Here is a 24,747-nt window from a genome sequence, read left to right on the forward strand (position 1 = left end):
ATCATCGCCGCACGAGGCGTCTGGTTCATTCTATGACGACGGAGACGATTTCCACCGTCTGTTTCGCCTTCGTGTGGAATGAGAAAGTATGCGGGATTACGTACTTATAAAGTCTGCAGTCCGTCACCCGCCTGTCCTTCTCCTCCGCATAGCCTTTCACGAACTCCAGCGTGCCTGCCATGTGGATGGAGTAGACTTTCTCGGCGGATTCCAAGGCCTTGTCGAGGAAGGGACGGTCCGCGTTCCTCTTCTGGCTCCCGAAAGGAGGGTTCATCAGGACGGTGTCCGCCCCCTCGGAAACATCGCGCACGTCCGACAGCCTGAGCTCGACGTCCGCTCCCAGCTCATCGGCGGCCTTCCGGGCGATGCCGAGGGCCTTCTGCGAAATGTCGTAGCCCACCGACATCCCGGCGCCCATGAGCGCCGCCCCTATGCAGAACACGCCGGTGCCGCAGCCGAGGTCCATCACCTTCATGCCGGTGATGTCCCCCGCGGAGTACGCCCGGTAGATGATATCGGCGGCGATCGGCGCGGGCGTCGGGTACTGCTCCAGGGACGGGTCGGGGTCCTCGAACGGGGGTATGCGTTGCAGCGCCATCTCCAGTTCCTTCTTCCTCATCCGGGTGAGTTACCGCGGCATCCGCTATAAAAGGAGCATGGGGGCCCATGGCCATCCCGAACCATTTATCTAATCAATCACGATACGTTTTCAATGCCGAATGGCGCGTTTCCCAAGGGAGCATGAAAACACATGGTAAAGGTAAAGAGGGCAATCATCAGCGTGTCGGACAAGACCGGCATCGTCGACTTCGCCAAGCAGCTGAAGACACTCGGTGTCGAGATAATCTCCACCGGCGGCACCTACAAACTGCTCACCGACAGCGGCGTGGAAGCCACCGAGGTATCGGACGTCACCGGGTTCCCGGAGATGCTGGACGGCCGCGTCAAGACCCTCCACCCCAACATCCATGCCGGTATCCTCGCCCGCAGGGACAAGCCGGAGCACATGAAGGCCATCGAGGAGATGGGGATCAAGCCCATCGACATGGTGGTCATCAACCTCTACCCGTTCAAGCAGACCGTCCTGAAGGAGGGCGTCTCCTTCGACGAGATCGTCGAGAACATCGACATCGGAGGGCCCAGCATGATCAGGGCCGCGGCCAAGAACTACAAGAGCGTCGCGGTCGTGACCGATCCCGGCCAGTACGAGTCGGTCATCGGGCACCTCCTGGCGGACGACGGGGAGCTCGACGAGAAGTACCTCGGCAGGCTCATGGCCCAGGCGTTCACCGTCACCGCTGAGTACGATGCCATGATCGCCACCGTTATGAACAGGAAGCTCGGGAAGGACCTCTTCCCGTCCTCCTGGCCCCAGGCCACCGAGAAGAAGTGGGAGCTCAGGTACGGCGAGAACCCCAACCAGAAGGCCGCCTACTACGTCGACCCCTTCACCCCCCGGCGTGACCATCGGGAAATGCGACATCCTCCACGGTAAGGAGCTGTCCTACAACAACATCATCGACATGGACGAGGCCATAAGCATCGTCATGGACTTCGAGAGGCCGACCGCGGTCGTCATGAAGCACACCAACCCCTGCGGGCTGGCATCCGACGACACCATCGCCAAGGCGTTCAGGACCGCCTACGATGTCGATCCCCTCTCCGCCTTCGGATGCGTCATCGCCCTGAACAGGAAGTGCGACCTCGAGACCGCCAAGATGATCCACGAGTACTTCGTCGAGGTCGTCGTCGCGCCCGACTTCGACCTCGGGGCCCTGGAGATCCTCAAGCTCAAGAAGAGCATCCGCCTGGTCAGGACAGGGATGCCCATCGGCCCCCAGTACCGCGTGAGGGAGATGAAGACCAGGAGGACCCAGGGAGGCCTCCTCGTCCAGACCGACGAGGACGTCGCCGTCGATCCCGCCAACCTCCGCGTGGTCACCAAGAGGGCGCCGACCGAGGAGGAGGTGCACTCCCTCCTCTTCGCGTGGAAGCTCGCCAAGCATGTGATGTCCAACGCCGTCGTCTACGTCCGCGGGGAGCACGCGGTCGGGATCGGCGCCGGCCAGATGAGCCGCGTCGACTCGGCGAAGATTGCCTCCTTCAAGGCCAGGGAGCCTACCGAGGGATGCGTCATGGCCTCCGATGCGTTCTTCCCGTTCAGGGATGCCGTCGATGCGGCCGCCGAGGCGGGCATCACCGCTATCATCCAGCCCGGAGGGAGCATCAGGGACCAGGAGTCCATCGATGCCGCCAACGAGCACAACATCGCGATGGTCTTCACCGGCTGCCGCGTGTTCAGGCACAGCTGAAACTCTTCTGCGGGGCTGTATGCCCCGCCGTAATTCTCCGCGTGATGCGTTAGTTTAATCATCCCGTCCTGTCGTTCCCGCACCAATGTCGAAGAAACAGAAGTCGGGAAGCTCCGTCGCCGAATCCTTCGTCGGCGGACTGATATGCACTCTGATCTTCCTCGTCCTGGTACCGGTGGTGTGCGACATCATCATCCAGCCCATCGTGGAGGACGAGGTCGGCGATACGACCTTCATGACGCTGTCGTCATCGCTCATCGTCGCGATCATCATGCTGATCGTGATGTTCGCCTTCTCGTTCGTCATCGGGGCCGGAGGCATCCTCAGGAAGTTCGGGATCGTCGGCATCATCGCGATGATCCTCGCTTACTGGCTCATCGGAAGGATTGAGGACTGCGTCATACCCCTGCTGTGCCTTGTGATCGTCTGGGCCGTCACAGGCAGGAAGAAAAAGAATTGAACGGGGCGCCTTCCGGCGCTTCATATTTTTCGGAACCGGAGGGGGCCTGCCTCCCGCCGTCATTCCTTCTTTTCGGCCTTCTCGGCCGCTTCGACGACCACGGGCGTGATGGGAGCGCGCCTCTTCATGTGCCCTCCCGGGCCGCCTCTGGCATTGTAGGCCTTCTCCACGCATGCTGGGTCATCGCAGACGAAGGCCGCGAAGACCACCTGGGTGCAGGTCTTGCCGCAGAACTCGCACTTGTACTGGCTGAAGTCTAGCATATGCGGGGAGATATGCGCCGCAGATAGAAACGGCTTTCACTCGACAAGTTTGAAGCGAGACCCTGGTCCCGCCCAAGGCACCGGAACGGACAGCTGACCGCAGGTCCTGCAGTCCGTCCTCGGAACCTCCGCATGGAGGTAGGTGCAGACGGCGGAGATGTCCATGCTCCGCCAAACCCGTTCCTCGCCGCGGTCGAAGCATGAGCACATCCTCCCGCATCCCGGACACAGGGGCCTTACCGACGGCGGAACACGTATGCGGACGTGTATGTTGCCGTCTGCGCTCTCGGATGGGCCCTCGGCCTCGCAGATCTCCCACGGTTCCTGCAGCCCGATGCAATCCGCCAGGAAACTCTTCAGGTCCTTCGGCATAGACGGTTGTACTGCGCTGTTCCTTTATTTCATCCGCGCACTGGGATCGATCACTCGATGTCCATGGAGAAATGCGTCGCTTTCGGCGAATGGGTGAGCGCGCCTATCGAGACGATGTCCGCGCATCCGGCGTAATCCGCCGCAGTATCGGCCGTGATGTTCCCGGACGCCTCTATCTTTATGCTCGGATCGATCCTGCGAACCGCCTCGCGGAGCTTCCTGCATTCCTCGGGCGGGAAATGGTCCGCCATGATGATGGCGGCCCCGCTGCCTGCGGCCTTCAGCCCTTCTTCGAGGTCCAGGACCTCGATCTCGACCGGGATGCCCTTCGGGACGTCCTTCATCCTGGCGAGGACAGCGTCGATGCCTCCGCATGCGGCGATGTGGTTGTCCTTGACCATCGCCATGTCCCAGAGCCCCATCCTGTGAGGCCATCCGCCTCCCAGGGCGACGGCCTTCTTCTCGAAGTAGCGGAACCCGGGGGTGGTCTTCCTGGTGCCGGCGATCATGAGGCCCGGGTCCTTCTCGTGGACCCTGGCCGAGATCTCGGAGGTCATCTCGGCGATGCCGCTCATCCGCATCAGGAAGTTGAGCGCCGTGCGTTCGCAGGTCATGAGAGCGCGCAGGTCGCCTTCGCACATCATGACGACGGTCCCTCCGCTCACCCTGTCGCCGTCCTTCACGAACGTCCTGCATTTCACTCCCATGATGTAGAAGATCCCGGCGGCCTCCTCCAGCCGGCCACGACCGAATCCGATTCGCAGGTGATGATCGCCTTCCCGTTCCCCGGAGGGAGGAACACCTGGGAGGTGACGTCGCCGTCCCCGACGTCCTCCTCCAGGAAGGGCCTCAGGTCGGGCGCTCTCACGGTGCCGCCTCCTCCAGGCCCTTCACCGTGTAGACGGTGATGTCCTTTTCATCCAGCTTATCGAGGCCGGTGGAGGACGGCACCTCTCCGATATGCCATCCTGTTCCGGTGGTCTCGCCGTAGTAGTACTTCACTCCGCCGAGCTCGACGTAATGGATGTCCGCGATCGAGTTCTTGCTCCCGGTGTAGTTCATCTCCCACTCCACGCTCACTCCGGCCGCCATGTGCCCGGGCATGATGATCATCGCTGTACCGTATCCCATTTCGCGCATGATAGCGCAGTACAGGATAGTTGTATCCTCGCAGTCCCCGTTCTGGTCGAACAGGGTCTCCAGCGGGTATTTCCAGTACTCATCGTAACCGACCGAGTCCGAATCGTACTTGTACTCTATGTACTGGACGAACGCCAGGACGAAACCGGCGGTCTTCTGGCCGCTCCATCCCTCGGCCTTGTCCGCGAAGTAATCGGCGAGCGTCTTCAGATATGAATCATCGGCGGTATCTGCCGTGACAGCAAAGTTCACGTCGCTCGAATTCCCTCTGTCGCGCCTGTCGGAGGGCGCGGTGAGGTCCCGGAAGTGGTCATAGTCGGCCCGCTTGATCGAGAGGCTGTACTCGTAGCCGGTGCCGTCAAATTTCCACGCGAATGTCTTCAGCAGGCTGATGTCGGCGTTATCTTCAGGACGAACGTCGCCGGGCTGCCGTCCGCTCCGGTCCCCGAGACCACCAGTATGTGCGTCCCGCCGTCGATGAACGTGTAGTTCTAAGAGGCAAGGGTGTTGTTTATTTCCCTCTCGATGCCTCCGTCGGGCCCGTACATGCGCCAGTTCTCAGGCTGATGCCGCTGACACTGAAATTATGGGTCTCTTCGGTGACAGTCTCGTCTTCCGAATCCACGGCGGCTATCGTCACATCGCCGATCGCGGTAAACGAGCACGAGGTCCCAGTCCCCAGCTGTTCCATGGTGGAGAGGTCGTACCATCCGCCGAAACCCTTCCCGGAGGCGGATGCGGTCAGCGTGACCTTCTCGCCGAAACCGTACGTCCCGCTCCCGGTGACATCGATGCCGTCCTCGGCGACCACGGTCACGGTCGGCTTCTCAGCGGTCCCGTCCTCGGTCCATCTGCTGAGGGTGTAGGTGTAATCGATCTCAGGGGCGGCGGTCAGCTGGCTGAGCGTGCTCTCGACCGTGATCCTGTATATGATCCAGCGGTCGTCGCCGGTCCCCACCCATCTCTTCTCCACGATCTTGGCCCCGTCCTGATCGTACACCGTCTGGTAGAGGTTCGCCTCGACGGTGCCGAAGCTCTCGGTCTCCAGGCTCACTTTGGATGTGGGGCTCTTGCCGTCGAAGATGTTGCGGAAATTGAAGTTGGCCCAGGTGCGGCTGCCGCCTTTGTTCCAGAACCTATCCGTCGTCGTCTCCGGATCGGCGCTGCCGGAGCCTCCGCCCGAGGACCCGTCGCTCAGGACGGTCTTCGTGAACTCGCTGACCCTCTCCATGAGGTAATCTTCCCTGTCCTCCACGTAGGCCAGGTAGGTCAGTTTCTGAGTGCCTTCGACCGAGACGGAGTACGTGTTGGTCTTCTCCTCGCCTTCGACATCGAAGACGAGGCTCTTGCCGTCCAGCCCAGGGGGCAGGTCGTTCGGGTCTTCGGCGAGGACGTTCTCATGTATCCACCATCCCGCGCCGATCAGTACCGCGATGATCACGATTGCTGCGATCGCTCCCTTCATGGGTAAACATCAGGCAGCACTGTTATTATGATTGCCCCGGACGACAAAAAACAAGGGGAAATCCCGCCCGGAAAGGCGGGAAAGGTGTTTCGGGCCTCAGATGTCGAGCTCGAAGGGCTCGTTGGGCATCGGGAGGATGATCTTGTAATCGTCCTCGAGGTCGGGCAGGAAGAGCTCCCTGTTCTCGGAGTGCATGAACACCACGGTCTCCGGGTCGCAGTCCCTGATGAACTGGACGATCTGATCGTGGCCGGCATGCGCTGAGAAGTCGAACTTCTGGACCTCGCAGGCCACCTTGACGATCTCGCCGTCGAGGTCGATGCAGCCTTTGTCCATGAGCATCCTGCCGTTGGTGTCGTCGGCCTGGTATCCGACGAGCAGGATGGCGTTCTTGGGGTCGTCCTTCAGGGTCCTCAGGTAGGTGAGGACGGGCCCGCCGTCGAGCATGCCGCCGGTGGTGACGATTATGGGGCCTTTGACGGCCTTCTTCCTGTCGGAGCTCGTCCTGATCTCGTTGAAGGTCCTCTTGGCGGCCTTGAGCGACTTGGCGTTCCTGATGTACTCGGGGTAGTCGAGGAACAGGTTGGTGACGGACCTGCCCATCCCGTCGACCCACATCTCGTATCCGAGGTTCTTCAGGAGCAACATGATCTCCTGGGTCCTTCCGACGGCGAAGCAGGGGATGATGACGATGCCTCCCCTGTCGATGACTTCGTCGATCTTGGCGATGAACTTGCTGATGGTCTCCTCTTTCGGGGGGTGGTTCCTGCCTGCGTAGGTTCCCTCGATGAAGAGGGTCTTGCAGTCCCTGGGCCTGGCCCCGAGGACGAGCTTCTGGTCCTCGGTGTGGATGTCGCCGGTGTAGAGCATGCTGCTGTCGCCCTGGAACTCGAACATGGCCGCTCCGGGCACATGTCCCGCCGAGTGGAGGGTAACGTCGATGTTGCCCAGCTCGATGGTGTCCTCGAACGTCAGGGGGACGACATGGTCCATGGTGACCTCGATGTCCTTCTGAGTGTAGGGAGCCGGATATCCCTCGGCCTTGGCGATCTTCAGGCTGTCGTACATCATCAGCTCCGAGATCTCCGCAGAGAGGGGAGTGGTGAACAGCTCGCAGTTGTTCTTTCCGCAGACCGCGGGAACGTATCCGCAGTGGTCGAGATGGCTGTGGGTCAGGAACATATGGTCGATCTTGCCCTCGACGGGGAGAGGGTACTCGGGAGGCTTGGTCGGGCTGACCCCGCACTCCATAAGCATCCTCTTGCCGTCGCCTTCCATCGTCATGGCCATGCGGCCGACGATGTTGGCGCCTCCCAGGAAGTTGAATTTCATTTTCATGTTAACACTTCTACCGTGATATGTGAAGCGCTCGGGATGAGCGCATGACGGAGGCCTTCCGGTCTCTCACACGGCGCCATGGCCGGCGCCGATGCAGTTCGGTTATCGGCTTATCCTATATTTATCTAAGGAATAGGAAACGCGCGCGCGGGACTCTGTCGCAGCGGCTTCCGCCAGAGCGGGCATGAGGCACGTCTGGCTGGAATCGATAAGTGCCAGATGACGGAATATGCCAGACTCGCGGGATACAATAGCCAGACGCGGAAAGGGGGATGGACGGGCGATCCGGGACGTCCCTCCCCCGGTCTTTTTGATGAAACCATTATAAGTCTCGATTGTACTGTCTGGGTATGAACGGGTGCACAAAAGGCGCGGCATGGCTTTCCATCCTTGCCGGGCTGATATTCATTCTGGCAATCGCCCTTGCAGAACTGGACGATATGCAGGTTTCGTCGGTCGCAGCGGCCGACTTCTATGACGACTACGAGATTTACGGCATATTCGCAGGCGCGATAGCCCTCATCGCCGGCTTCGTCGGCGTGTACGGCGCGTACGCGAGAACAGAGGTTTCATCTCGGCCGCCAATTTCTTCGTGGCCTGCCTGGGAGCGCTCATCCTGGCGACCGCGTACGGCACCATCGAGATGGGAGACAAGGTCGAGTTCTTCGTGAGGATGATCCTCATCGTCGCCACCGTCGTGGCCCTTGCCTACTTCGCATACTACAAGAGATGGGTCGCTTCCATCATCTTCATCCTCATGGTCGTTGCATCCGTGGCCTTCCTCGGCAACGACTTCAACGGGGACCACATGGACATCTTTGGCTACAAGTTCCCGCTGTTCGCTTTCGATTCCGATCTGATGCTCCTCGGGTTCTCCGCCCTCTATATGGTGTTCATCGGCATCTTCACCCTCATCTTCGAGAGGACCCTCACCAGCGTCGCCTTCGCGACCGAGGACCAGGGACAGGCCGAGGCCGAGGAGGCAGTCGCCGTCGAGGCGGCCGCTCCCGCCGCATCTGCCGAGGACATCGCTTCCAAGGCCGCCGAGGAGAAGGAGGCCAAGCAGAAGGCTGTCATCGCCGATGCCGTGAAGGCCAACGAGGACGCCGCCGCCCAGAGGGCAGCGGCTGTTAAGGCTGCCGAGGAGGCCGAGGCCAAGCAGAAGGCCGATGAGGAGGCCGCCGCGAAGGCGGCCCAGGAAGAAGAGGCCAGGAAGCAGGCCGAGGCTGAAGCTGCGGCTGCCAAGGCCGCTGAGGAAGAGGCCCGCAAGAAGGCCGAGGAAGAGGCCGCGGCCAAAGCTGCCCAGGAAGAGGAGGACAGGAAGGCCCAGAACATCGCCAGGATCGCGGAGCTCGAGCGCGAGAACGCGGAGCTCAGGGACCAGATCGCCGCCAAGACCGCCGCGGCAGACCAGGCTGCGGCCGAGAACGAGCAGGCAGAGAAGCAGATCGAGGATCTGAAGGCAGAGATCGCCGCGGCCGATGAGAAGGCCGAGAAGCAGGCTGAGCAGAAGGCAGCCGCCGACGAAGAGGCCGGGAAGCAGATCGCGGACCTGAAGGCCGAGAACGAGAAGCTCAGGCAGGAGCTCAGAGAGGCCAGGAAGGAACAGGCCGAGGCCGAGACCAATGCCAAGGAGAACGAGCAGAAGGCACTTTATGCATCCGCTAAGTGCCAGGATGTCCAGGCGAAACTGGATGCTGCGGTCTCCGAGAACGAGGGGCTCAGGAAGCAGGCCGAGGCCGCCGCCGGCAAGGCGGAGGACGGGGCCGCCCTGAAGGCCCAGCTCGAGGAGGCCAAGAAGTACCAGGCGGCGGCCGAGGCCAATGCCAAGGACAATGAGCAGACCAGGATGGCCGCCGAGCAGAAGGCCTTCGATGCCTCTGCTCAGTACCAGAGCGCCCAGGAACAGCTGGACGCCGCTACGGCTGAGAATGAGAAGCTGAAGCAGGAGCTCGAGGAGGCCAAGAAGGCCGCTGAGGGAGCCGCTGTCGCAGACAACCTCAAGATCCAGCTCGACGACGCCAAGAGGTACCAGGCCGCCGCCGAGGACAACGCCAAGGAGAACGAGCAGACCAGGATGGCCGCCGAGCAGAAGGCCTTCGACCTCTCTGCCCAGTATCAGAACTCCCAGGAGCAGCTCGCGGCCGCGAAGGCGGAGAACGAGAAGCTGAAGCAGGAGCTCGAGGAGGCCCAGAAGGCCGCCGGTCAGGCCGAGGAAGCGGAGGTGCTCAAGGCCCAGCTCGAAGAGGCCAAGAGGAACCAGGCAGCTGCCGAAGCCAACGCGAAGAACAGCGAGCAGAAGGTCTCGGACACTGCCGCCCAGTACCAGAGCGCCCAGGAACGCCTTTCCGTCGCTCTGGCCGACAACGAGATGCTCAAGCACCAGGTCGAGGAGGCCAGGAAGAACCAGGCCGCCGCTGAAGCCGCTGCCAAGGAGAACGAGCAGGCCAAGGCCGACGCCGAGCAGAAGGCCTCCGACTCCGCCGCCCAGTACCAGGCCGTCCAGGAGAAACTGGACGCCGTCCTCGCCGAGGATGAGGCGCTGAAGCAGGAGATCGAGAAGGTCAGCAGGGAGAACGAGCAGGCCAAGGCCGACGCCGAGCAGAAGGCCTCCGACTCCGCCGCCCAGTACCAGAGTGCTCAGGAGCAGCTTGCATCCGCGAAGGCGGAGAACGAGAAGCTCGCGCAGGACCTCGAAGAGGCCAGGAAGAACCAGGCCGCTGCTGAGTCGAACGCCAAGGAGAACGAGCAGGCCAAGGCGGATGCCGAGCAGAAGGCTTCGGACTCTGCTGCTCAGTACCAGCATGCCCTGGAGCAGCTCGCTGTCGTGAACGCGGAGAACGGGAAGCTCAGGCAGGAGCTCGACGAGGCCAAGGCGGCGCCTGTGAAGGCCGCCGACGATCTGAAGGCCCAGCTCGAGGAGGCCAGGAAGTATCAGGCCAATGCCGAGGCCAACGCCAAGGAGAACGAGCAGGTCAGGATGGTGGCCGAGCAGAGGGCATACGATGCCGAGAAGAGGATCGAGGCTCTCCAGGAGGAGAACGCTGAGCTGAAGGTCAGGATCGAGAACGCGGAGAACGCCAAGGAAGCGGCCCCTGCCCCGGCACCGGCCATCTCCATCAGCGCGATGTCCGCTCCGGCCTACACTCCGGCCCAGGCCACCGCCCCGGCGGCCGTCCCCGAGCAGCCCCAGACGTTCGAGGAGCCTGCCGAGGAAGAGGAGGGATTCGACAAGGATGCCGCCCTCAGTGCGCTCGGCATCGAGCCCGAGACCCCCGAGACCTTCGTCCGCAGGGCTTCCTGGAACAAGGGCCTCAGGTGCAGGCGCGACTACGGGAAGTACAAGATCCCCGTGGCCTTCGTCAAGGGCAAGGTCGCCGTCTTCATCGACGGCGATGAGCCTGTGACCTCGAAGGACGAGCCTCTCGCAAGGGAAGGCTGGACTGTCTTCCACTTCGCCGCTTCGGACATCACCGACGGAGAAGCGCAGGCGACCGTGATCGATGAGGCCGTCAAGGCGAACATCAAGGCCGCCAAGAAGCCCAAGCGCAAGACCGCTGCGAAGAAGAACTGAGAGCGGCCGAGGGGGCCGGTGTCCGGCCCCCCGGCAAACTCCTTACGGAGCATTTTTTCATGGACGGAACAGAAGATCGCCGCGATAAGGAACGCCGCGCCGACGGCATCACCACCGATACCGTAGCGGAGGCTCCCGAGGCATCGGGGGAGAGTCCGTTCAAAGCCATTATGAAAAGGGAAAAGGCCCTGTCGGAGAGCAAATCCGCCCGCCGCGGATCCGATTGAACGGCATATCCAGGTTCCGCCGCGCCCCTCCGTCATCGGGTCCCAGCGCCCCCTTAATAATATTAAATATCGGCACCACTTAGGGTCGGGCGATAGAGGCTGATAAGTTTGTTCTGCCCTAAATGCGGCTCGATGATGTTCCCCAAGGATGGAAAGTACAAGTGCACCTGCGGATACGAAGAGGAGACCGCCGGCAAAGCACAGGTCTACAAGACCAACTCCCAGGACAAGGAGATGACCGTCATCAGCGACACAGATGCCACCCTCCCGAGACCCGCATCACCTGCCCTGAGTGCGGTCACACCGAGGCATACTATGTCATCAGGCAGACCAGGGCGGCGGATGAGTCCCCCACCAGGTTCTACCGCTGCTGCAAGTGCAACCACACGTGGAGAGAGTACAGCTGATCTTTCCTCCACAGCCTCAGGTACAAGGTGAGATAGGATGTTCAAAGCGGAGATCAAATCAGAGACTCTGAAAGGCATTGTTTACGTCATCTCGACCCTGGTGGACGAGGTGAAGTTCTCCATCAGGCCCGACTCGGTGACGCTTAAAGCGATCGACCCGGCGCACGTCGCCATGTCGGAGATAACGGTCAGCAGCAGGGCCTTCCTCTCGTTCTCCGCCGACGAGTCCGAGATCGGCCTCGACCTCGACAAGGTGAAGTCCGTCCTGAAACTGGCGGGCCCCGGCGACATGGTGTTCCTCGAGCACGATCCCGACCAGGGAAGGCTCATCTTCAGGATCGGCAACATCACCAGGCGCATGAGCCTGGTCGACACCGCCTCCATGAGCAACCCCAAGATCCCCGAGATCAACACCTCTGCTGACGTGACCCTCAAGGTCGACAGCCTCAAGAAAGGCATCAGCGCTTCTGAATCGATCTCCGACCACATCTCGCTGGAGGCATCTCCCGACGGGTTCAGGCTGGCATGCGAGGGGGACACCGATATGGCCGACCTCTACATACCCAAGAGCGACCTCGACGGGCTGAAATGCGAGAGCAAGGTCGTTTCCAAGTATCCTCTCGATTACTTCTCCAACATCGTCAAGGTCATACCTGCCGGAACGATAGTCACGATCAAACTCGACAACGATTACCCTATGGAGCTCCTTTTCAAGCTGGCCGAGGGGACCGCCGACGTGCTGTACCTCCTTGCCCCGAGGATAGAGAGCGAGTGATAGCATGGCGATGTCCGTAGCAGACCTCGAGGACGTTGCCAGGCGCATCCGTATAGACATCATCGAGATGACGACGGCCGCGGGTTCCGGGCACCCGGGTGGATCGCTCTCCTCGGCCGATCTCCTGGCCGCATTGTACTTCCGCATCATGAAGATCGATCCCGCCGACCCCTACGCGGACGGCAGGGACCGTTTCATTCTCTCCAAGGGCCATGCCGCTCCCGCCCTGTACTCGGCGCTCGCCGAGAGGGGGTACTTCCCCGTCGAGGAGCTCAAGACCCTCCGCCGGCTGGGATCCAGGCTCCAGGGCCATCCCGCATACCGCGATGTCCCGGGCGTAGAGGTGACCACCGGGTCCCTCGGCCAGGGGCTGAGCATGGCCTGCGGCATCGCCCTCGCCGCCAAGATGGACGGCAAGGACTACCGGACTTACTGCCTCCTCGGCGACGGGGAGCTCCAGGAGGGCCAGAACTGGGAGGCTGCCATGTTCGCCCGCAAATACGGGCTGAACAACCTCACCGCCTTCGTCGACAGGAACCGCCTGCAGATCTGCGGGAACACCGAGGAGGTCATGCCCCTGGACCCGCTCCCGGAGAAGTTCCGCGCTTTCGGATGGAACGTCATAATAATCGACGGCAACGACATGAGGCAGATCATAGACGCCTGCGAGAAGGCCGCCGCATCGAAGAAGAACCCGACGGTCGTCATCATGAAGACCATCAAAGGGAAAGGGGTCTCGTTCATGGAGAACAACGCCGACTTCCACGGCAAGACCTGCACGCCCGAGCAGTATGCACAGGCCATGAAGGAGCTCAGGGGTGAGGCGCAATGACCGGAGAGCGTCTGGCACAGCGCGATTACTACGGCAAGGCGCTTGCGGACCTGGCGCCGTCCAGGCCCGACATCGTGGTCATGGACGCCGACCTCGCCGGCTCCACCAAGACCTCGTCCTTCAAGGCCGTCGCTCCCGAAAGGTTCGTGGAGGTAGGCATCGCCGAGGCCAACATGATCGGCGTCGCGGCGGGCCTGGCGGTCTCCGGGAAGACCGTCTTCGCCTCCACCTTCGGGGTCTTCGCCAGCGGGAGATGCTGGGAGCAGATCAGGATGGCCGTGGCCTACCCCTGCCTCAACGTCAAGGTCGTCGCCACCCACTGCGGGCTCTCCGTGGGCCCCGACGGGGCGACCCATCAGGCCCTGGAGGACATAGCCCTGATGCGCGCCCTCCCCAACATGACGGTGGTCGTCCCCGCCGATGCCAACGAGGCCTACGCGGCCACTCTGGCACTTGCAGACTTCAAGGGTCCCGCCTACATGAGGATGGGACGCTCGAAATTCCCGGTCATAACCCCCGCAGGCCAGACCTTCGAGATCGGGAAGGCTTCCGTCATGAGGGAGGGCTCCGACGTCACCATCGTCGCCTGCGGGCAGCTGGTCGTCTCCGCTCTGGAGGCGGCCGACAAGCTCGCCGCTTCCGGGGTCTCGGCAGAGGTCATCAACATGTCCACGGTCAAGCCCCTGGACGGCGAGACCCTGCTCAGGTCCGTCCGCAAGACCGGCGCGGCCGTCACCGCGGAGGAGCACAGCATCATCGGCGGGCTGGGCTCCGCCGTGTGCGAGTTCCTCTCGGAGAACCTGCCTGTGCCGGTCTGCAGGGTGGGCACCAAGGACATCTTCGGAGAGTCCGGGGAAGCCGACGAACTGCTGGTCAAGTACGGCCTGACCGCCGACGGCATCGCCGATGCCGCCGTGAAGGCCGTTTCCAAGAAGAAGTGATACCATGAAGATCTTCATAGACACCGCGAACCTCGATATGATCAAAGAGATCAACAGCTGGGGAATACTCGACGGAGTTACCACCAACCCCAGCCTCGTCGCCAAGGAGAACACCGACACCCCTACCCACGTGAAGGAGATCGCCAAGATCCTCGGCGACCGCCCCGTATCCGCCGAGGTCATGGCCGTCGACCACGAGGGCATGATCAAGGAGGGCGAGAAGCTCCACGCCATCGCTCCCAACGTGAACGTCAAGCTGCCCATGTGCATCGAGTCCTTGAAGGCCACCAAAGCGCTGTCCGAGGAGGGCATCGATGTCAACATGACCCTGATTTTCGACCCCCTGCAGGCGCTCATGGCCGCCAAGGCCGGCGCCAGGTACGTGTCCCCCTTCATCGGGAGGCTGGACGACATCGGGGCCCACGGAGTGGACATGCTCTCGGAGACCGTGCAGATCATCCACCAGTACGGCTACGACACCGAGATCATCGCCGCCTCCATCAGGCATCCGACCCACGTCCTCGATGCGGCGGAGATGGGATGCGACATCGCCACCATCCCCTACGACATCCTCAAGAAGATGGTGGCCCACCCCAAGACCGACGAGGGCATCGCCAAGTTCAAGGCCGACTACGAGAAGGTAAACGGACCCTCCCAGTGAGGTGCCATGTCAGGGATCACCGTCGTCGGCGGGGGACCTGCAGGGTCCATGTCCGCCATGTACCTCGCGGCATCCGGCCGCGATGTCACGGTGATCGAGGAGCACAGGGAGAGCGGGAAACCGGTGCATTGCGCCGGGATGCTCTCCCCGGAGACGGTCAGGATGTCCGGGGTCAGCCCCGACATCCTGGGGTCCGCGAACTCCGCGGACGTCGTATTCCCCAACGGGAAAGTTCTTTCCATCGGGCGCCGGGCGCCCATGGTGTATTTCGTCGACCGTGCCGACCTCGACCGCAGGATGGCCGAGAGGGCCATGGATTCCGGCGCCGAGTTCAGGTACGGGATCAAGTGCCGGAAGGTGGAGGTATCCCGCGATTACGCCCTGGTGCAGACCAACCAGGGGGACATGCGCTCCGACATCGTGGTGGGGGCCGACGGCTTCCGCTCCGTGGTATCGGACTCCATCCCCGGCAATGAGCCCAGGGAGCTCCTGACCGGGGCGCAGTACGATATCGAATACCGCATGGAGGACCAGAACAGGATAGTCCTCAGGATGGGCAGCGAGGTCGCCCCCGGGTTCTTCTCGTGGCAGATCCCCATGGGCGACACCACCCGTCTGGGTCTCTGCATATCCGCGCAGGGTTCGGCGCCGGATTACCTCAGGCACCTCATGAAGATCTCCGGCATGGAGGACCGCAGGATCATCGCCCGCTACGGCGGATGCATCCCCATCGGCAGGAAGACCAGCCATGCGGACAGGATCATGCTCATCGGCGATGCCGCCGGGCAGGTCAAGCCCGTCTCCGGCGGAGGGCTCAACCCCATCTTCAGGGCCGCGCCGTACGTCAGGGATGCGGTCGATAGGGCGTACGGGATCGGGCTGTTCTCGGCCTCAGTCATGTCCCTCTACGAGGCAGGCTGGAGGAAGGAGCTGTCCCGCGAGCTCTCCCGCGGCGAGAGGATGAGGAAGTACTTCCTGAAGTTCTCCGACGCGGAGATGAACCTCGTCGGGCAGCTGTTCGACACCCCGGCCATCCGCGAGAAGCTGGGCATGATCGATTTCGACGACCCGAGCGCCATCGTCCGCCCCATCCTGGCGGAGAAAGGCGTCAAGTCCGGGTTCCTGAAGATCAGGCTCAGGGGAAAGCTATGAGGAAGGTCCTCCAGGCGAAGGTCCCCTCGGACAGGGCCTCCGACATCATACCCAGGCTGTTCTCTTCGGGCATCGCGGACCCGGCGCCCGCATCACGGGAGGGCAGGGGTTCAGGCTGGTCCCTATCAAGGAGGGGAGGCTCGCGACGCGGAATCGATGGGGCTGGAGATCCTCTCCGGGGACGCCTATTCCGAGGCATCGCGTCCCCCCATGGAGAGGATCCGCGAGGCCCTGTCCGATCTTCCCGCTTACGACCTGGCACGTCTGCCGGAGAAATGGGAGAGGGCAGGCTCGGCGGTGACGATCAAGCTGGGCCCCAGCCTGTTCCAGTACGGGGAGAGGATCGGGAAGGCCTACGCCGAGGCCCTGGGCGCCGGATCCGTTCTTGCCGACGTCTCCGGTGTCTCCGGCGAGTTCAGGCTGCCGGATATGCGCCTCCTTTACGGGGAAGGCGGGGAGTCCGTCAAGACCGAGAACGGCATCAGGTACAGCTACGACGTCACCAAGGTGATGTTCGCCTCCGGGAACCTGGAGGAGAGGCGCCGCATGGAGCGCCTGGACTGCGCCGGGGAGACGGTCGTGGACATGTTCTGCGGCATAGGCTACTTCACGCTCCCGATAGCCAGGTTCGCCGGCGCCCGCTGCGTCCTGGCCTGCGAGAAGAACCCGGACTCCTACCGTTTCCTGCTCGAGAACATCAAGCTCAACGGCGTGGAGGGCACGGTCATACCCATGCTCGGGGACAACCGCGCCATACCCGGGGCGCATTTCGCCGACAGGATCCTCATGGGGTATGTGCAGACGACCTCGGAGTTCCTGCCGAAGGCCAGGGAACTGGCCAAGCCGGGGTGCATCATACACTACCATGACACCTTCCCGGTGGGCGTCCAGGATGAGCGTGTGCGCAGGATATTCTCGGAGGTCTTCGGGGAGGACGGGTACGAGGTCCTCGGCATCCGCGAGGTCAAGTCGTTCGCGCCGTCGGTATCCCATTACGTCGCCGACGTCCGCGTCCGGCGATCGGCGCGGTTCAGACCTTCTCGCCGCAGCTGAGCGCCATCAGCAGCGTGTTCATGTCCTCGCGGTACTTCTCGCCGGAGGCCCCGATCACCTGCTTTATGAACGGCACCAGGAACTCGGCGAACTCCTTCTCGTCCTTGGAGAACGATGCAGGCACCGAGCCTCCGCAGGCGAGCGCGAAGCCGGCGGCCAGCCCTTTGGACTTGGAATCCCTCATGGGGATCCCGGCCGCGGTCTCCTCCACCATCGTCAGCCCTCCGACCTTCGCCGCCTTGGCCAGGGAATCGGCCGCCTGGGTCATCGGCCCGGGGCGGCGGAAGGCCGGCAGGTCCTCGATGACGTCCTTGGAGATGAACGCCCTGCGGGCCTCGGCGATGGCGTCGGCCGCAGGCAGCCTGGGCATCTCCGAGTACCTCTCGGCGAACTCGGCGGAGGTGGCGGCCGCTATGAGGCCCTTCCAATCCGCGCTCCAGAGCCCGGCGACCGCCTCGGAGGCCTTCCCGCTTTTGATGACCACGGACCTGGGGTTCCCGGAGAGGAAGCTCTTCAGGAGCTCCTTCTCCCCGTCGGTGCCGGAGAGGCCGGAGATGAACGAGTCCAGGTCCGAGCCGTAGTTCCTGTCCCCGGAGATGAGGGTCAGCGAACCGCTGGACGCCAGGTCGGAGAGGTCGCTCCTCCGGACGGATTCGATCAGCGCCCGGTCGGTGGTCTTGCCGAGCATGTACTGCTTCAGCTGGTCGCCGGTGACGGCATGCTTCCCGTCGCTGCCCTCAGAGTGGTACTTGCTCTGGACCCAGACCGAGATGTCGTCCAGGGGGTCCTCGGCGGAGAGCCTGGACACGATGTAGGCGAGCGTGGAGACATCCTTGGCGCAGTCCGAGCATATGTGGATGGTGCATCCGCAGGACTTCACGCCGATGTTCAGCGAGACGTTGCCTCATGGCCGCAGTCGATCCCGTCGCCGTCGAATTTGTAGGGGGTCTCCCACCAGGTGTCGTAGAGGTAGTCCTCCGGCATGTTGGGGGCATCGGAGCAGACGGACTTGTCCCCCCAGGAGTAGAGGTGGAGGCCCTGCTTCTTGATCAGGCCGTTGTAATAGAGCAGCCTCAGCTTCGGGTCGTCGTAGTGCTGGCACCCGATGAGCAGGGGGGCCGGCACCGTCCCCCTGACCACGTACGGCACCCTCTGGCCGCCGATGACGGCCGTGGCCATAAGCGGGACCTTCCCGGCGGCCGCGACGGATATGGTGCCGGCGTAGGCCTTGGCCATGCTGTCGAGGCCCTTAGAGGCCATCTTGATGAGCGCCTGCTCGTCGCCGCGGTACTTCGCGTATTTGTCGATGTCCTTGAACACCTTGTCGAAGACGCATTTCCTGCAGTTCCCGGCGCAGAGGGGCCTGAGGAGCCCGGGGTTGTCGGCCAGGTCCTTAGCGCGCCCTATCACATCGTCCTCCAGTCTCTTGGAAGGCTGCTTGACGCCTCTGATGTGCAGGCGCTTGTTCTTCTCTGCCATGCTGCCTGCATCGGAAGACGCACGTAAAAACAATATGACTGCATCCAGGGGCAATTGCGGCCGGGACCATCTGCACAGGCGGCCGCAGGCGCGTTTCCCAGCCTATATTTACGTCCTAGGCCGATACGGTGGGCGTGAAAGACATCATATCCGCCACGGCGGACGATATACGGAGCATGCGCGTCCGCGGAGCCGGGCGCATCGCCCGCGCCGGGGCCAATGCCCTGGCCGATTATGCGGAGTCGTACCAGGGCTCTGACCTGGGGTCGTTCAGGGAGGACATCTCCAAGGCGGCCGATATCCTTCTGGGATCGAGGCCCACGGCGGTCTCGCTGTGGAACGGCGTGCACGCCACCATCCGGGACGTCGATTCCGCATCCGACCTCGCGGGCGCCCGGCAGTCGGTCATCGACAACGGGAGGCGCTTCGCCGAGGATTCCGAGAAGGCGGTCGAGGCCATCGCCAAGTTCGGCGCCAAGAGGATCAAGGACGGCGACGTCCTGATGACCCACTGCAACAGCAGCGCGGCCATAGGCGTGATCGCCGAGGCCATCCGCCAGGGGAAGGACGTCAAGGTGTACGCGACGGAATCCCGCCCGTGGAGGCAGGGGATCCTGACCGTCCGCGACCTGAAGAACGCAGGGGCGGAGGATGTCACCCTCATCATCGACAGCGCGGTCAGGACCGTGATGCAGAAGGTCGACCGCGTCTTCGTCGGCGCGGATACCGTCACCTCGTCCGGGACGCTGATCAACAAGATCGGCACGTCCCAGGTGGCGATGGCGGCCGCCGAGGCGAGGGCGGAGTTCAACGTGTGCGCAGAGACCTACAAGTTCTCGCCCAAGACTCTCTTCGGCGACGCTGTGACCATCGAGGAGAGGGACATCGGGGAGATCGTCCGCCCGGGGGAGATCCCCGAGGGAGTGAAGGTCTTCAACCCGGTGTTCGACACCACTCCTGCGAAGTACATAGACAGCATCATCACCGAGATAGGGATCATGTCCCCCGGCTCGGTGTACGGTGTCATGGCCGAACAGCTGGGCGGGGCGCTGCGGAAGCAGCGATGCCGGCAGAGGCGAAACGATCGATCAATAAAGAGGTGCCAGAATGGAATCTTACAAATCTTACAGCTATCTCGACCTCGGGGCCGAACTCGACCCCGAAGGGTATGTGTTCGCGACCTACCGTGTGACCACGGACCTCCCGATGGAGAAGGCGGCCGAAGCAGTGGCCGCCGAGCAGTCGACCGGGACTTGGACGGGGCTGTCCACCCTCAAAGACGACGTCTTCGAGAAATACGCCGGCAGGGTGACCTCCATCGAGGGGGACAGGATCGTCATCGCCTTCCCCGTGGATGATTTCTCCGGCAGGTACGGCGGCGTCCCGCAGATCCTCTCGGTGATCGCCGGCAACCTCTTCGGGCTGGCGGCCGTGAAGGGCATCAGGCTGGAGGACGCCGTGTTCCCCCAGAAGTTCCTGAAGGAGCACTTCAAAGGTCCGAAGTTCGGGAGCGAGGGCATGAGGAAGATGCTGCAGAGGCCCGAGAAGCCCTTGGTCGGCACCATCGTGAAGCCCAAGATCGGGCTGTCGCCCGAGGACACCGCCAAATACGTCTACGAAGCGGGGGTCGGCGGGCTCACCAACGGCAAGGACGACGAGACCCTCGTCGACCAGACCTTCTGCCCGATCGAGGCCAGGACCAAGGCGGTCGCCGAGGCCCTGGACAGGGTCGATGAGGAAGGCGGGCACATGATGCACGCCATCAACATCAGCTCCAACGCGGACGACATCGTCGGCCTGGCCGAGGACGTGCAGTCCTGGGGCGCCAGGGAGATAATGGTCGATGTCCTGACCAGCGGGTTCGGAGCCCTGCAAGCGGTCGCCGAGGACCCCAAGATCAAGGTGCCCATCCACGTCCACCGGACCATGCATGCGGCCATCACCAAGGACCCGCTCAACGGGGTGGCGATGAATGTCTTCGCGGAACTGGTCAGGATGTGCGGCGGGGACGCCCTCCATATCGGGACCCTCGGGGTCGGGAAGATGGAAGGGGACATCGCCGGCGGCAGGAAGAGCCTGGAGGCGTGCAGGGGCGATGAGCTCCCGTTCAGGAAGGTCATGCCGGTCTGCTCCGGCGGGATGTTCCCCGGGATAGTCCCGGATGTGATCGCGGCCACCGGGAACGAGGTGCAGATCCAGGCAGGAGGCGGCGTGGCCGGCCATCCCGGAGGGGTCCGTGCCGGTGCGGCCGCAATGTGCCAGGCAGTGGATGCGGCCTTCTCGGGCGTGCCTCTGGCGGAATACGCCGCGGACCATGCAGAACTCCGCGAAGCCCTTGCGAAGTGGGGATCGAGATGAAGCTGAAGGTCAAGCAGGTCGACGTCATGGCCGGCGTCATGGCCGCCGGCATGGACCCCAAGGACTGCGCGGTCGTCGGCGTCAAGGACGGGGACCGCGTGAGGATCTCCGGCCCCAAGGACTCGATCGCGGTCATCCTGATGGTGTCAGACGAGTTCATCTCCCCCGGGACCGTGCTCCTCTCGGCCTCGGTCATCGCCCGCATCGGCGCCGCCGACGGGGGGCGAGGTGGACGTGTCCTATTCGCCCAGCCCGGAGAGCGTGCGCACCATACGCCGGAAGATGGACCGCCAGAAGCTCAGCGAGACCGAGATCCGCGCGGTGGTCAACGACATCTACTCGGGCAGCCTCTCCAACATCGAGATCTCCAGCTGGCTCACCGCCCTGTACATCAACGGGATGGACATCGACGAGATCGCCGCCTTCGCGCGGGCCATGGTGGACACCGGGGACGTCATCAGGTTCGACAAGGGCCCGGTGTACGACTTCCACAGCATGGGAGGCGTCCCCGGGAACAAGATCACCCCCATCGTGGTGTCCATCTGCGCCGCGGCGGGACTGATGATCCCCAAAACATCATCCCGCGCCATCAGCAGCGCCTGCGGGACATCCGACTTCGTGGAGACCTTCTGCAACATCGAGGTGTCCGCCGAGAAGCTCAAGGAGATCGGGGAGACCGTCGGCGGGGCGTTCGTATGGGGAGGGGCCATGAACATCGCTCCCGTGGACGACATCGTCATCAAGGTCGAGCATCCGCTGGGCATCAACCCCCGCGCCCAGATGCTGGCATCCATACTCAGCAAGAAGCTCGCCATCGGCGCGAAGTACCTCCTGGTCGACATACCCACAGGGGCCGGCACCAAGGTCCCGACGCTGGACGATGCGAGGGCCTACGCCCGCGACTTCATGGACCTGGGGGAGAAGCTCGGCATGCACATCGAGTGCGCCATAACCTACGGCGACCAGCCCGTCGCTCCGCCATCGGCCCCAACCTGGAGGCCAGGGAGTGCATACGCATCCTGGAGGGCGCGGAGCATCCCTCGTCCGTCATCGAGAAGGCGTGCGAATGCGCCGGCATCCTGCTGGAGATGGCAGGGTTCCAGAACGGGGAGGAGAAGGCGGCCGAGCTGCTCAGGAGCGGGGCGGCCCACAAGAAGTTCATGGAGATCGTCCAGGCCCAGGGCGGCAGGCCCGACCTGAAGGCCGACGACCTCGTCCCCGGGAAGTACACTGCCGACATAGCCTCCGACAAGGCCGGGTACGTGCACTCGCTCAACAACAAGGACCTGGTCGCCGTGGCCAAGGCCCTCGGGGCCCCCAACGACAAGGGCGCCGGCCTGCTGATCCTCAAGAAGAAGGGCCAGAGGGTGGAGAAGGGCGAGGTGCTCTTCAGCCTTTACGCCGACAACGAGGCGAAGCTCGCCCGCGGCAGGGAGCTGGCCATGAGGTACGCTCCGGTGGACATCGAGGGGATGCTCATCAAAAGGGTCGCCTCGATGCAGGCGAGATGAAGCTCGTCTTCACCGTGGACCTCGACCGCGACGCGAACATCGAGGTCCCGGGGCAGACCGAGGCGGGATCGGCCGACCGGGGGGAGGGCACCGCCCCGAGGTTCTCGTCCTCGGGATGGGCCCTGGCCCGCTACGCCGACATGCTCGACAGCATCGGCATGCCGGCTGCCTTCTTCTGCGAGGGCCGCACGGCCGAGGCCCTGAAGGACGAGATGGGATGCCTGGACCGTTTCGAGCTGGGCATCCACGGGTACGACCACGAGAACCTGACGCACCGCATCCCGAGGGCGGAGGCGGCCGCCGCCGTGAGGCACGGGTTCGATGCGGTGAAGGACGTCACGGGCAGGACGCCCTCGGCGTTCCGCGCCCCGTACATGCATCAGCCCAAGGCCGTCGCGGCGTTCCTGAGGGACACCGGGACGGGGATACTCACCGATTCGTCGATGTACGCCTCCGGGCCAGGGTCCTTCCCGTTCGCGCTCCCCGGCTATGTTGCCGAGGTCCCGGTGACAGAAGGCACGGGACCGGAGGGCGGGGCCATGTCCGGGTATTTCTGGGCGATGCATGAAGGCAAGCGCCCCCCGGAGGACTACTCCTTCCTGGCGAAGAGCGTTCCGGAGGACGGCACCCTGGTGCTCGCGGACCATGTCTGGCACATACGTGAGTCCCGTGCTTCCGGCGTCCGTTCGGATGAGGATTCCCAGAAGGAGCTGGACTTCGTGTCCGAAGTCCTCCGCGCGCTGATGGATGCGGGCGCTGAGCCGGAAACCCTTTCCGATGCGGCCTCGGACGCCTACATGAACCCCGGCCCCTCGGACGGCGCGGACTCCGAATGACAGCGTGGTATGCGACGTCCGGCAGGCCTGCCGCCGGGCATGCGCGCGTGCCTGCGCTAACTTCTTAACGGGCGCGCGTATAGGCGGATGGGATGACCGCCAAACTGATCCTCGGGAAGGAGGTTTCCGAAAGCATTTATGCGGACCTCCGTGTCCGGATCGCAGCCCTCAAGAACCGCGGGATCGAGCCGACTATCGCGCTCATCGCCGTCGGGGACGACCCCGCGTCGAAGGTCTACCTGCGCACGAAGAACCGGAAGTGCGAAGAGCTCGGCATCAGGGCGGTCAACTACACCTATCCGTCATCTGCCTCCGAGGAGGAGGTGCTGGGGCGCATCATGAAGCTGAACGACGACCGTTCGGTGCACGGCATCCTCGTCCAGCTGCCCCTGCCCCCGGGGTTCGAGGAGAGGTACGTCCTCGATTCGATCTCCCCGGACAAGGACATCGACTGCTTCCATCCGGTCACGTCGGCCACATGTTCATCGGAGACCCCCATTTCCTGCCGGCGACGGCCGGAGGCATCCAGCAGATGCTGATACACTGCGGGATCGAGACCAGCGGGAAGCATGTCGTCATCGTGGGCAGGAGCAACATCGTCGGCAAGCCGATGGCCGCCATCCTGATGCAGAACAGGGACTACGCCAATTCCACCGTTACCGTGCTGCATTCCCGCTCCGAGTGCCTTAGAGAGATGACAAGGAGCGCGGACATCCTCATCTGCGCCGTCGGGAAGCCCAATTTCATAACCGCGGACATGGTCAAGGAAGGCGCCGTCGTCATCGATGTCGGCACCAACAGGGTGCCTGACCCGTCTTCCCCCAAGGGCACGAAGCTGGTGGGCGATGTCGATTTCGATGCCGTGAAGGAGAAGGCATCGTACATCACCCCGGTTCCCGGCGGGGTGGGCCCGATGACCGTCTGCATGCTGATGGCCAACACGGTGAAGGCCGCGGAGGGGCAGTGGCGATGATATCGGAGTGCCGCGAGCACGGCCCGTTCCGCGGGGACTCCTGCCCCGTCTGCGGGGCCGAGGGCCGCCTGGTCCTGAGCGATATCGAGACGGACCGTCTCGGGAGGCTCATGGCGGCCGTGCTCAGGCACGGGAAGTACGGCCTGGAGATGTCGCCCGACGGCTATGTGTCGGCAGACGACATCGCCGCGGCCGCCAGGGGCGGGGGCCGCATGGGCTGGCTCACCGGCAGGCATTTCCTGGCCATCGCCGCCACCGACCCTCGCGGGCGCTACCAGGTGCTGGGGGACCGCATCAGGGCCACCTACGGGCACACGATCGACGTGGACCTCAGGCTCCCGTCCGAGGCGTCCCGCCCATCCTATACTATCCGGTGTCCGAAGAGGAGGAGGCCGCAGTCCTGGAGACGGGGATCATGCCGACCGGCAGGGCCAGGGTGCACCTGTCCTCCACCCCGGAAGAGGCGATGGCGGCCGGAAAGGTCCGCCTGGGCGGAGGGAAGGTGCTGCTGCTGGAGATCGACCCCGCGGCATGCGCCGCCGCCGGCTTCCCGGTCGGGAAGGCATCGGACACGGTATGCACTTGCGACAGGGTCCCGCCGGAATGCCTGAAGGCATC

25 protein-coding genes and 4 pseudogenes are annotated in these 24,747 nt (G+C 63.4%); 19 read left to right on the forward strand and 10 right to left on the reverse strand.

Going from position 1 to position 24,747, the window contains the following annotated elements; all coding sequences use genetic code 11:
- Nucleotides 1-25 precede the first annotated feature (25 nt).
- On the reverse strand, nt 26-619 hold the full coding sequence (locus AUQ37_RS03560) for an METTL5 family protein (protein WP_058747431.1): 594 nt from the start codon (nt 617-619) through the stop codon (nt 26-28).
- A 132-nt stretch (nt 620-751) separates the two neighbouring features.
- On the opposite strand from AUQ37_RS03560, the pseudogene purH reads away from it, so the two are divergent.
- Nucleotides 752-2,312: pseudogene (gene purH, locus AUQ37_RS13515) on the forward strand (bifunctional phosphoribosylaminoimidazolecarboxamide formyltransferase/IMP cyclohydrolase).
- Nucleotides 2,313-2,397: 85 nt separating this feature from the next.
- Nucleotides 2,398-2,772 (forward strand): hypothetical protein, encoded by a 375-nt coding sequence (locus AUQ37_RS03570; protein WP_058747432.1) that lies wholly within the window; start codon nt 2,398-2,400, stop codon nt 2,770-2,772.
- A 59-nt stretch (nt 2,773-2,831) separates the two neighbouring features.
- Here AUQ37_RS03570 and AUQ37_RS03575 read toward each other — a convergent pair whose 3' ends face one another.
- The 7 genes from AUQ37_RS03575 to AUQ37_RS03600 all read right to left on the reverse strand — a co-directional run bounded on the left by AUQ37_RS03575 (nt 2,832) and on the right by AUQ37_RS03600 (nt 7,350).
- Entirely contained in the window at nt 2,832-3,035 is a 204-nt protein-coding gene (locus AUQ37_RS03575; protein ID WP_058747433.1) for a hypothetical protein, read from the reverse strand.
- Nucleotides 3,036-3,071: 36 nt separating this feature from the next.
- Nucleotides 3,072-3,407 carry a transposase family protein gene (locus AUQ37_RS03580; protein ID WP_058747434.1) on the reverse strand — a complete coding sequence of 112 codons (336 nt, stop codon included), beginning with the start codon at nt 3,405-3,407 and terminating at the stop codon, nt 3,072-3,074.
- Nucleotides 3,408-3,457: 50 nt separating this feature from the next.
- Nucleotides 3,458-4,114 carry a carboxylating nicotinate-nucleotide diphosphorylase gene (nadC, locus tag AUQ37_RS03585; RefSeq protein WP_201013710.1) on the reverse strand — a complete coding sequence of 219 codons (657 nt, stop codon included), beginning with the start codon at nt 4,112-4,114 and terminating at the stop codon, nt 3,458-3,460.
- Complete coding sequence (locus AUQ37_RS10800; RefSeq protein ID WP_201013711.1) at nt 4,105-4,275, reverse strand: hypothetical protein; 171 nt, start codon at nt 4,273-4,275, stop codon at nt 4,105-4,107. Before AUQ37_RS10800 ends, nadC begins: the two co-directional genes overlap by 10 nt.
- Complete coding sequence (locus AUQ37_RS03590; RefSeq protein ID WP_058747435.1) at nt 4,272-4,799, reverse strand: transglutaminase domain-containing protein; 528 nt, start codon at nt 4,797-4,799, stop codon at nt 4,272-4,274. Before AUQ37_RS03590 ends, AUQ37_RS10800 begins: the two co-directional genes overlap by 4 nt.
- A gap of 259 nt (nt 4,800-5,058) precedes the next feature.
- A complete protein-coding gene (locus AUQ37_RS03595; RefSeq protein ID WP_058747436.1) occupies nt 5,059-6,012 on the reverse strand; it encodes a hypothetical protein in 954 nt (317 codons plus the stop codon).
- Between the two features lie 96 nt (nt 6,013-6,108).
- The gene (locus AUQ37_RS03600; protein WP_082662386.1) at nt 6,109-7,350 is read right to left on the reverse strand and encodes an MBL fold metallo-hydrolase; all 1,242 of its coding nucleotides are present in this window, start codon (nt 7,348-7,350) and stop codon (nt 6,109-6,111) included.
- A gap of 592 nt (nt 7,351-7,942) precedes the next feature.
- On the opposite strand from AUQ37_RS03600, the gene AUQ37_RS09885 reads away from it, so the two are divergent.
- From AUQ37_RS09885 to AUQ37_RS03635, 9 genes are all read left to right on the forward strand, one after another.
- A complete protein-coding gene (locus tag AUQ37_RS09885; RefSeq protein ID WP_058747438.1) occupies nt 7,943-10,924 on the forward strand; it encodes a hypothetical protein in 2,982 nt (993 codons plus the stop codon).
- 59 nt (nt 10,925-10,983) lie between these two features.
- Nucleotides 10,984-11,151 (forward strand): hypothetical protein, encoded by a 168-nt coding sequence (locus AUQ37_RS09890; RefSeq protein ID WP_157844268.1) that lies wholly within the window; start codon nt 10,984-10,986, stop codon nt 11,149-11,151.
- Nucleotides 11,152-11,312: 161 nt separating this feature from the next.
- A complete protein-coding gene (locus tag AUQ37_RS13520) occupies nt 11,313-11,558 on the forward strand; it encodes an RPA12/RPB9/RPC11 RNA polymerase family protein (RefSeq protein WP_394325620.1) in 246 nt (81 codons plus the stop codon).
- Nucleotides 11,559-11,595: 37 nt separating this feature from the next.
- Entirely contained in the window at nt 11,596-12,333 is a 738-nt protein-coding gene (locus AUQ37_RS03610; RefSeq protein ID WP_058747439.1) for a DNA polymerase sliding clamp, read from the forward strand.
- A 4-nt stretch (nt 12,334-12,337) separates the two neighbouring features.
- Nucleotides 12,338-13,165 (forward strand): transketolase, encoded by an 828-nt coding sequence (locus AUQ37_RS03615; RefSeq protein ID WP_058747440.1) that lies wholly within the window; start codon nt 12,338-12,340, stop codon nt 13,163-13,165.
- On the forward strand, nt 13,162-14,106 hold the full coding sequence (locus AUQ37_RS03620; protein WP_058747441.1) for a transketolase family protein: 945 nt from the start codon (nt 13,162-13,164) through the stop codon (nt 14,104-14,106). The genes AUQ37_RS03615 and AUQ37_RS03620 overlap by 4 nt, the downstream gene beginning before the upstream one ends.
- 4 nt (nt 14,107-14,110) lie before the next feature.
- Nucleotides 14,111-14,767 carry a fructose-6-phosphate aldolase gene (fsa, locus tag AUQ37_RS03625; RefSeq protein ID WP_058747442.1) on the forward strand — a complete coding sequence of 219 codons (657 nt, stop codon included), beginning with the start codon at nt 14,111-14,113 and terminating at the stop codon, nt 14,765-14,767.
- A gap of 6 nt (nt 14,768-14,773) precedes the next feature.
- Nucleotides 14,774-15,919 (forward strand): NAD(P)/FAD-dependent oxidoreductase, encoded by a 1,146-nt coding sequence (locus AUQ37_RS03630; protein ID WP_058747443.1) that lies wholly within the window; start codon nt 14,774-14,776, stop codon nt 15,917-15,919.
- Between the two features lie 156 nt (nt 15,920-16,075).
- A complete protein-coding gene (locus AUQ37_RS03635) occupies nt 16,076-16,972 on the forward strand; it encodes a class I SAM-dependent methyltransferase family protein (RefSeq protein WP_058747444.1) in 897 nt (298 codons plus the stop codon).
- Here the strand turns inward: AUQ37_RS03635 and AUQ37_RS10805 are convergent.
- On the reverse strand, nt 16,950-17,852 hold the full coding sequence (locus AUQ37_RS10805) for a hypothetical protein (RefSeq protein WP_201013713.1): 903 nt from the start codon (nt 17,850-17,852) through the stop codon (nt 16,950-16,952). The genes AUQ37_RS03635 and AUQ37_RS10805 overlap by 23 nt on opposite strands.
- An 8-nt stretch (nt 17,853-17,860) precedes the next feature.
- On the reverse strand, nt 17,861-18,451 hold the full coding sequence (locus AUQ37_RS10810) for a hypothetical protein (protein ID WP_201013714.1): 591 nt from the start codon (nt 18,449-18,451) through the stop codon (nt 17,861-17,863).
- A 134-nt stretch (nt 18,452-18,585) separates the two neighbouring features.
- Here AUQ37_RS10810 and AUQ37_RS03645 point away from each other — a divergent pair.
- From AUQ37_RS03645 to AUQ37_RS03670, 8 genes and pseudogenes are all read left to right on the forward strand, one after another.
- Nucleotides 18,586-19,482: pseudogene (locus AUQ37_RS03645) on the forward strand (ribose 1,5-bisphosphate isomerase); the annotation flags it as partial.
- A gap of 76 nt (nt 19,483-19,558) precedes the next feature.
- Complete coding sequence (locus AUQ37_RS03650; RefSeq protein WP_058747445.1) at nt 19,559-20,809, forward strand: RuBisCO large subunit C-terminal-like domain-containing protein; 1,251 nt, start codon at nt 19,559-19,561, stop codon at nt 20,807-20,809.
- A gap of 26 nt (nt 20,810-20,835) precedes the next feature.
- Nucleotides 20,836-20,988 (forward strand): annotated as a pseudogene (locus tag AUQ37_RS12915) (molybdopterin dinucleotide binding domain-containing protein); the annotation flags it as partial.
- A gap of 49 nt (nt 20,989-21,037) precedes the next feature.
- Entirely contained in the window at nt 21,038-22,009 is a 972-nt protein-coding gene (locus AUQ37_RS12150) for a hypothetical protein (protein ID WP_235584893.1), read from the forward strand.
- Nucleotides 21,970-22,320, forward strand: coding sequence for a hypothetical protein (locus AUQ37_RS12155; RefSeq protein ID WP_235584909.1), 351 nt, complete (start codon nt 21,970-21,972; stop codon nt 22,318-22,320). Before AUQ37_RS12150 ends, AUQ37_RS12155 begins: the two co-directional genes overlap by 40 nt.
- Entirely contained in the window at nt 22,317-23,156 is an 840-nt protein-coding gene (locus AUQ37_RS03660; RefSeq protein ID WP_235584894.1) for a polysaccharide deacetylase family protein, read from the forward strand. The genes AUQ37_RS12155 and AUQ37_RS03660 overlap by 4 nt, the downstream gene beginning before the upstream one ends.
- Nucleotides 23,157-23,248: 92 nt before the next feature.
- Nucleotides 23,249-24,129: pseudogene (locus AUQ37_RS13525) on the forward strand (bifunctional 5,10-methylenetetrahydrofolate dehydrogenase/5,10-methenyltetrahydrofolate cyclohydrolase).
- The gene (locus AUQ37_RS03670) at nt 24,126-24,740 is read left to right on the forward strand and encodes an RNA 2'-phosphotransferase (protein WP_235584910.1); all 615 of its coding nucleotides are present in this window, start codon (nt 24,126-24,128) and stop codon (nt 24,738-24,740) included. The pseudogene AUQ37_RS13525 and the gene AUQ37_RS03670 overlap by 4 nt, the downstream one beginning before the upstream one ends.
- The last annotated feature ends 7 nt before the right edge of the window (nt 24,741-24,747 follow it).

Origin of the sequence: Candidatus Methanomethylophilus sp. 1R26 (genome assembly GCF_001481295.1) — an archaeon.
Classification (GTDB): Archaea; Thermoplasmatota; Thermoplasmata; order Methanomassiliicoccales; family Methanomethylophilaceae; genus Methanomethylophilus.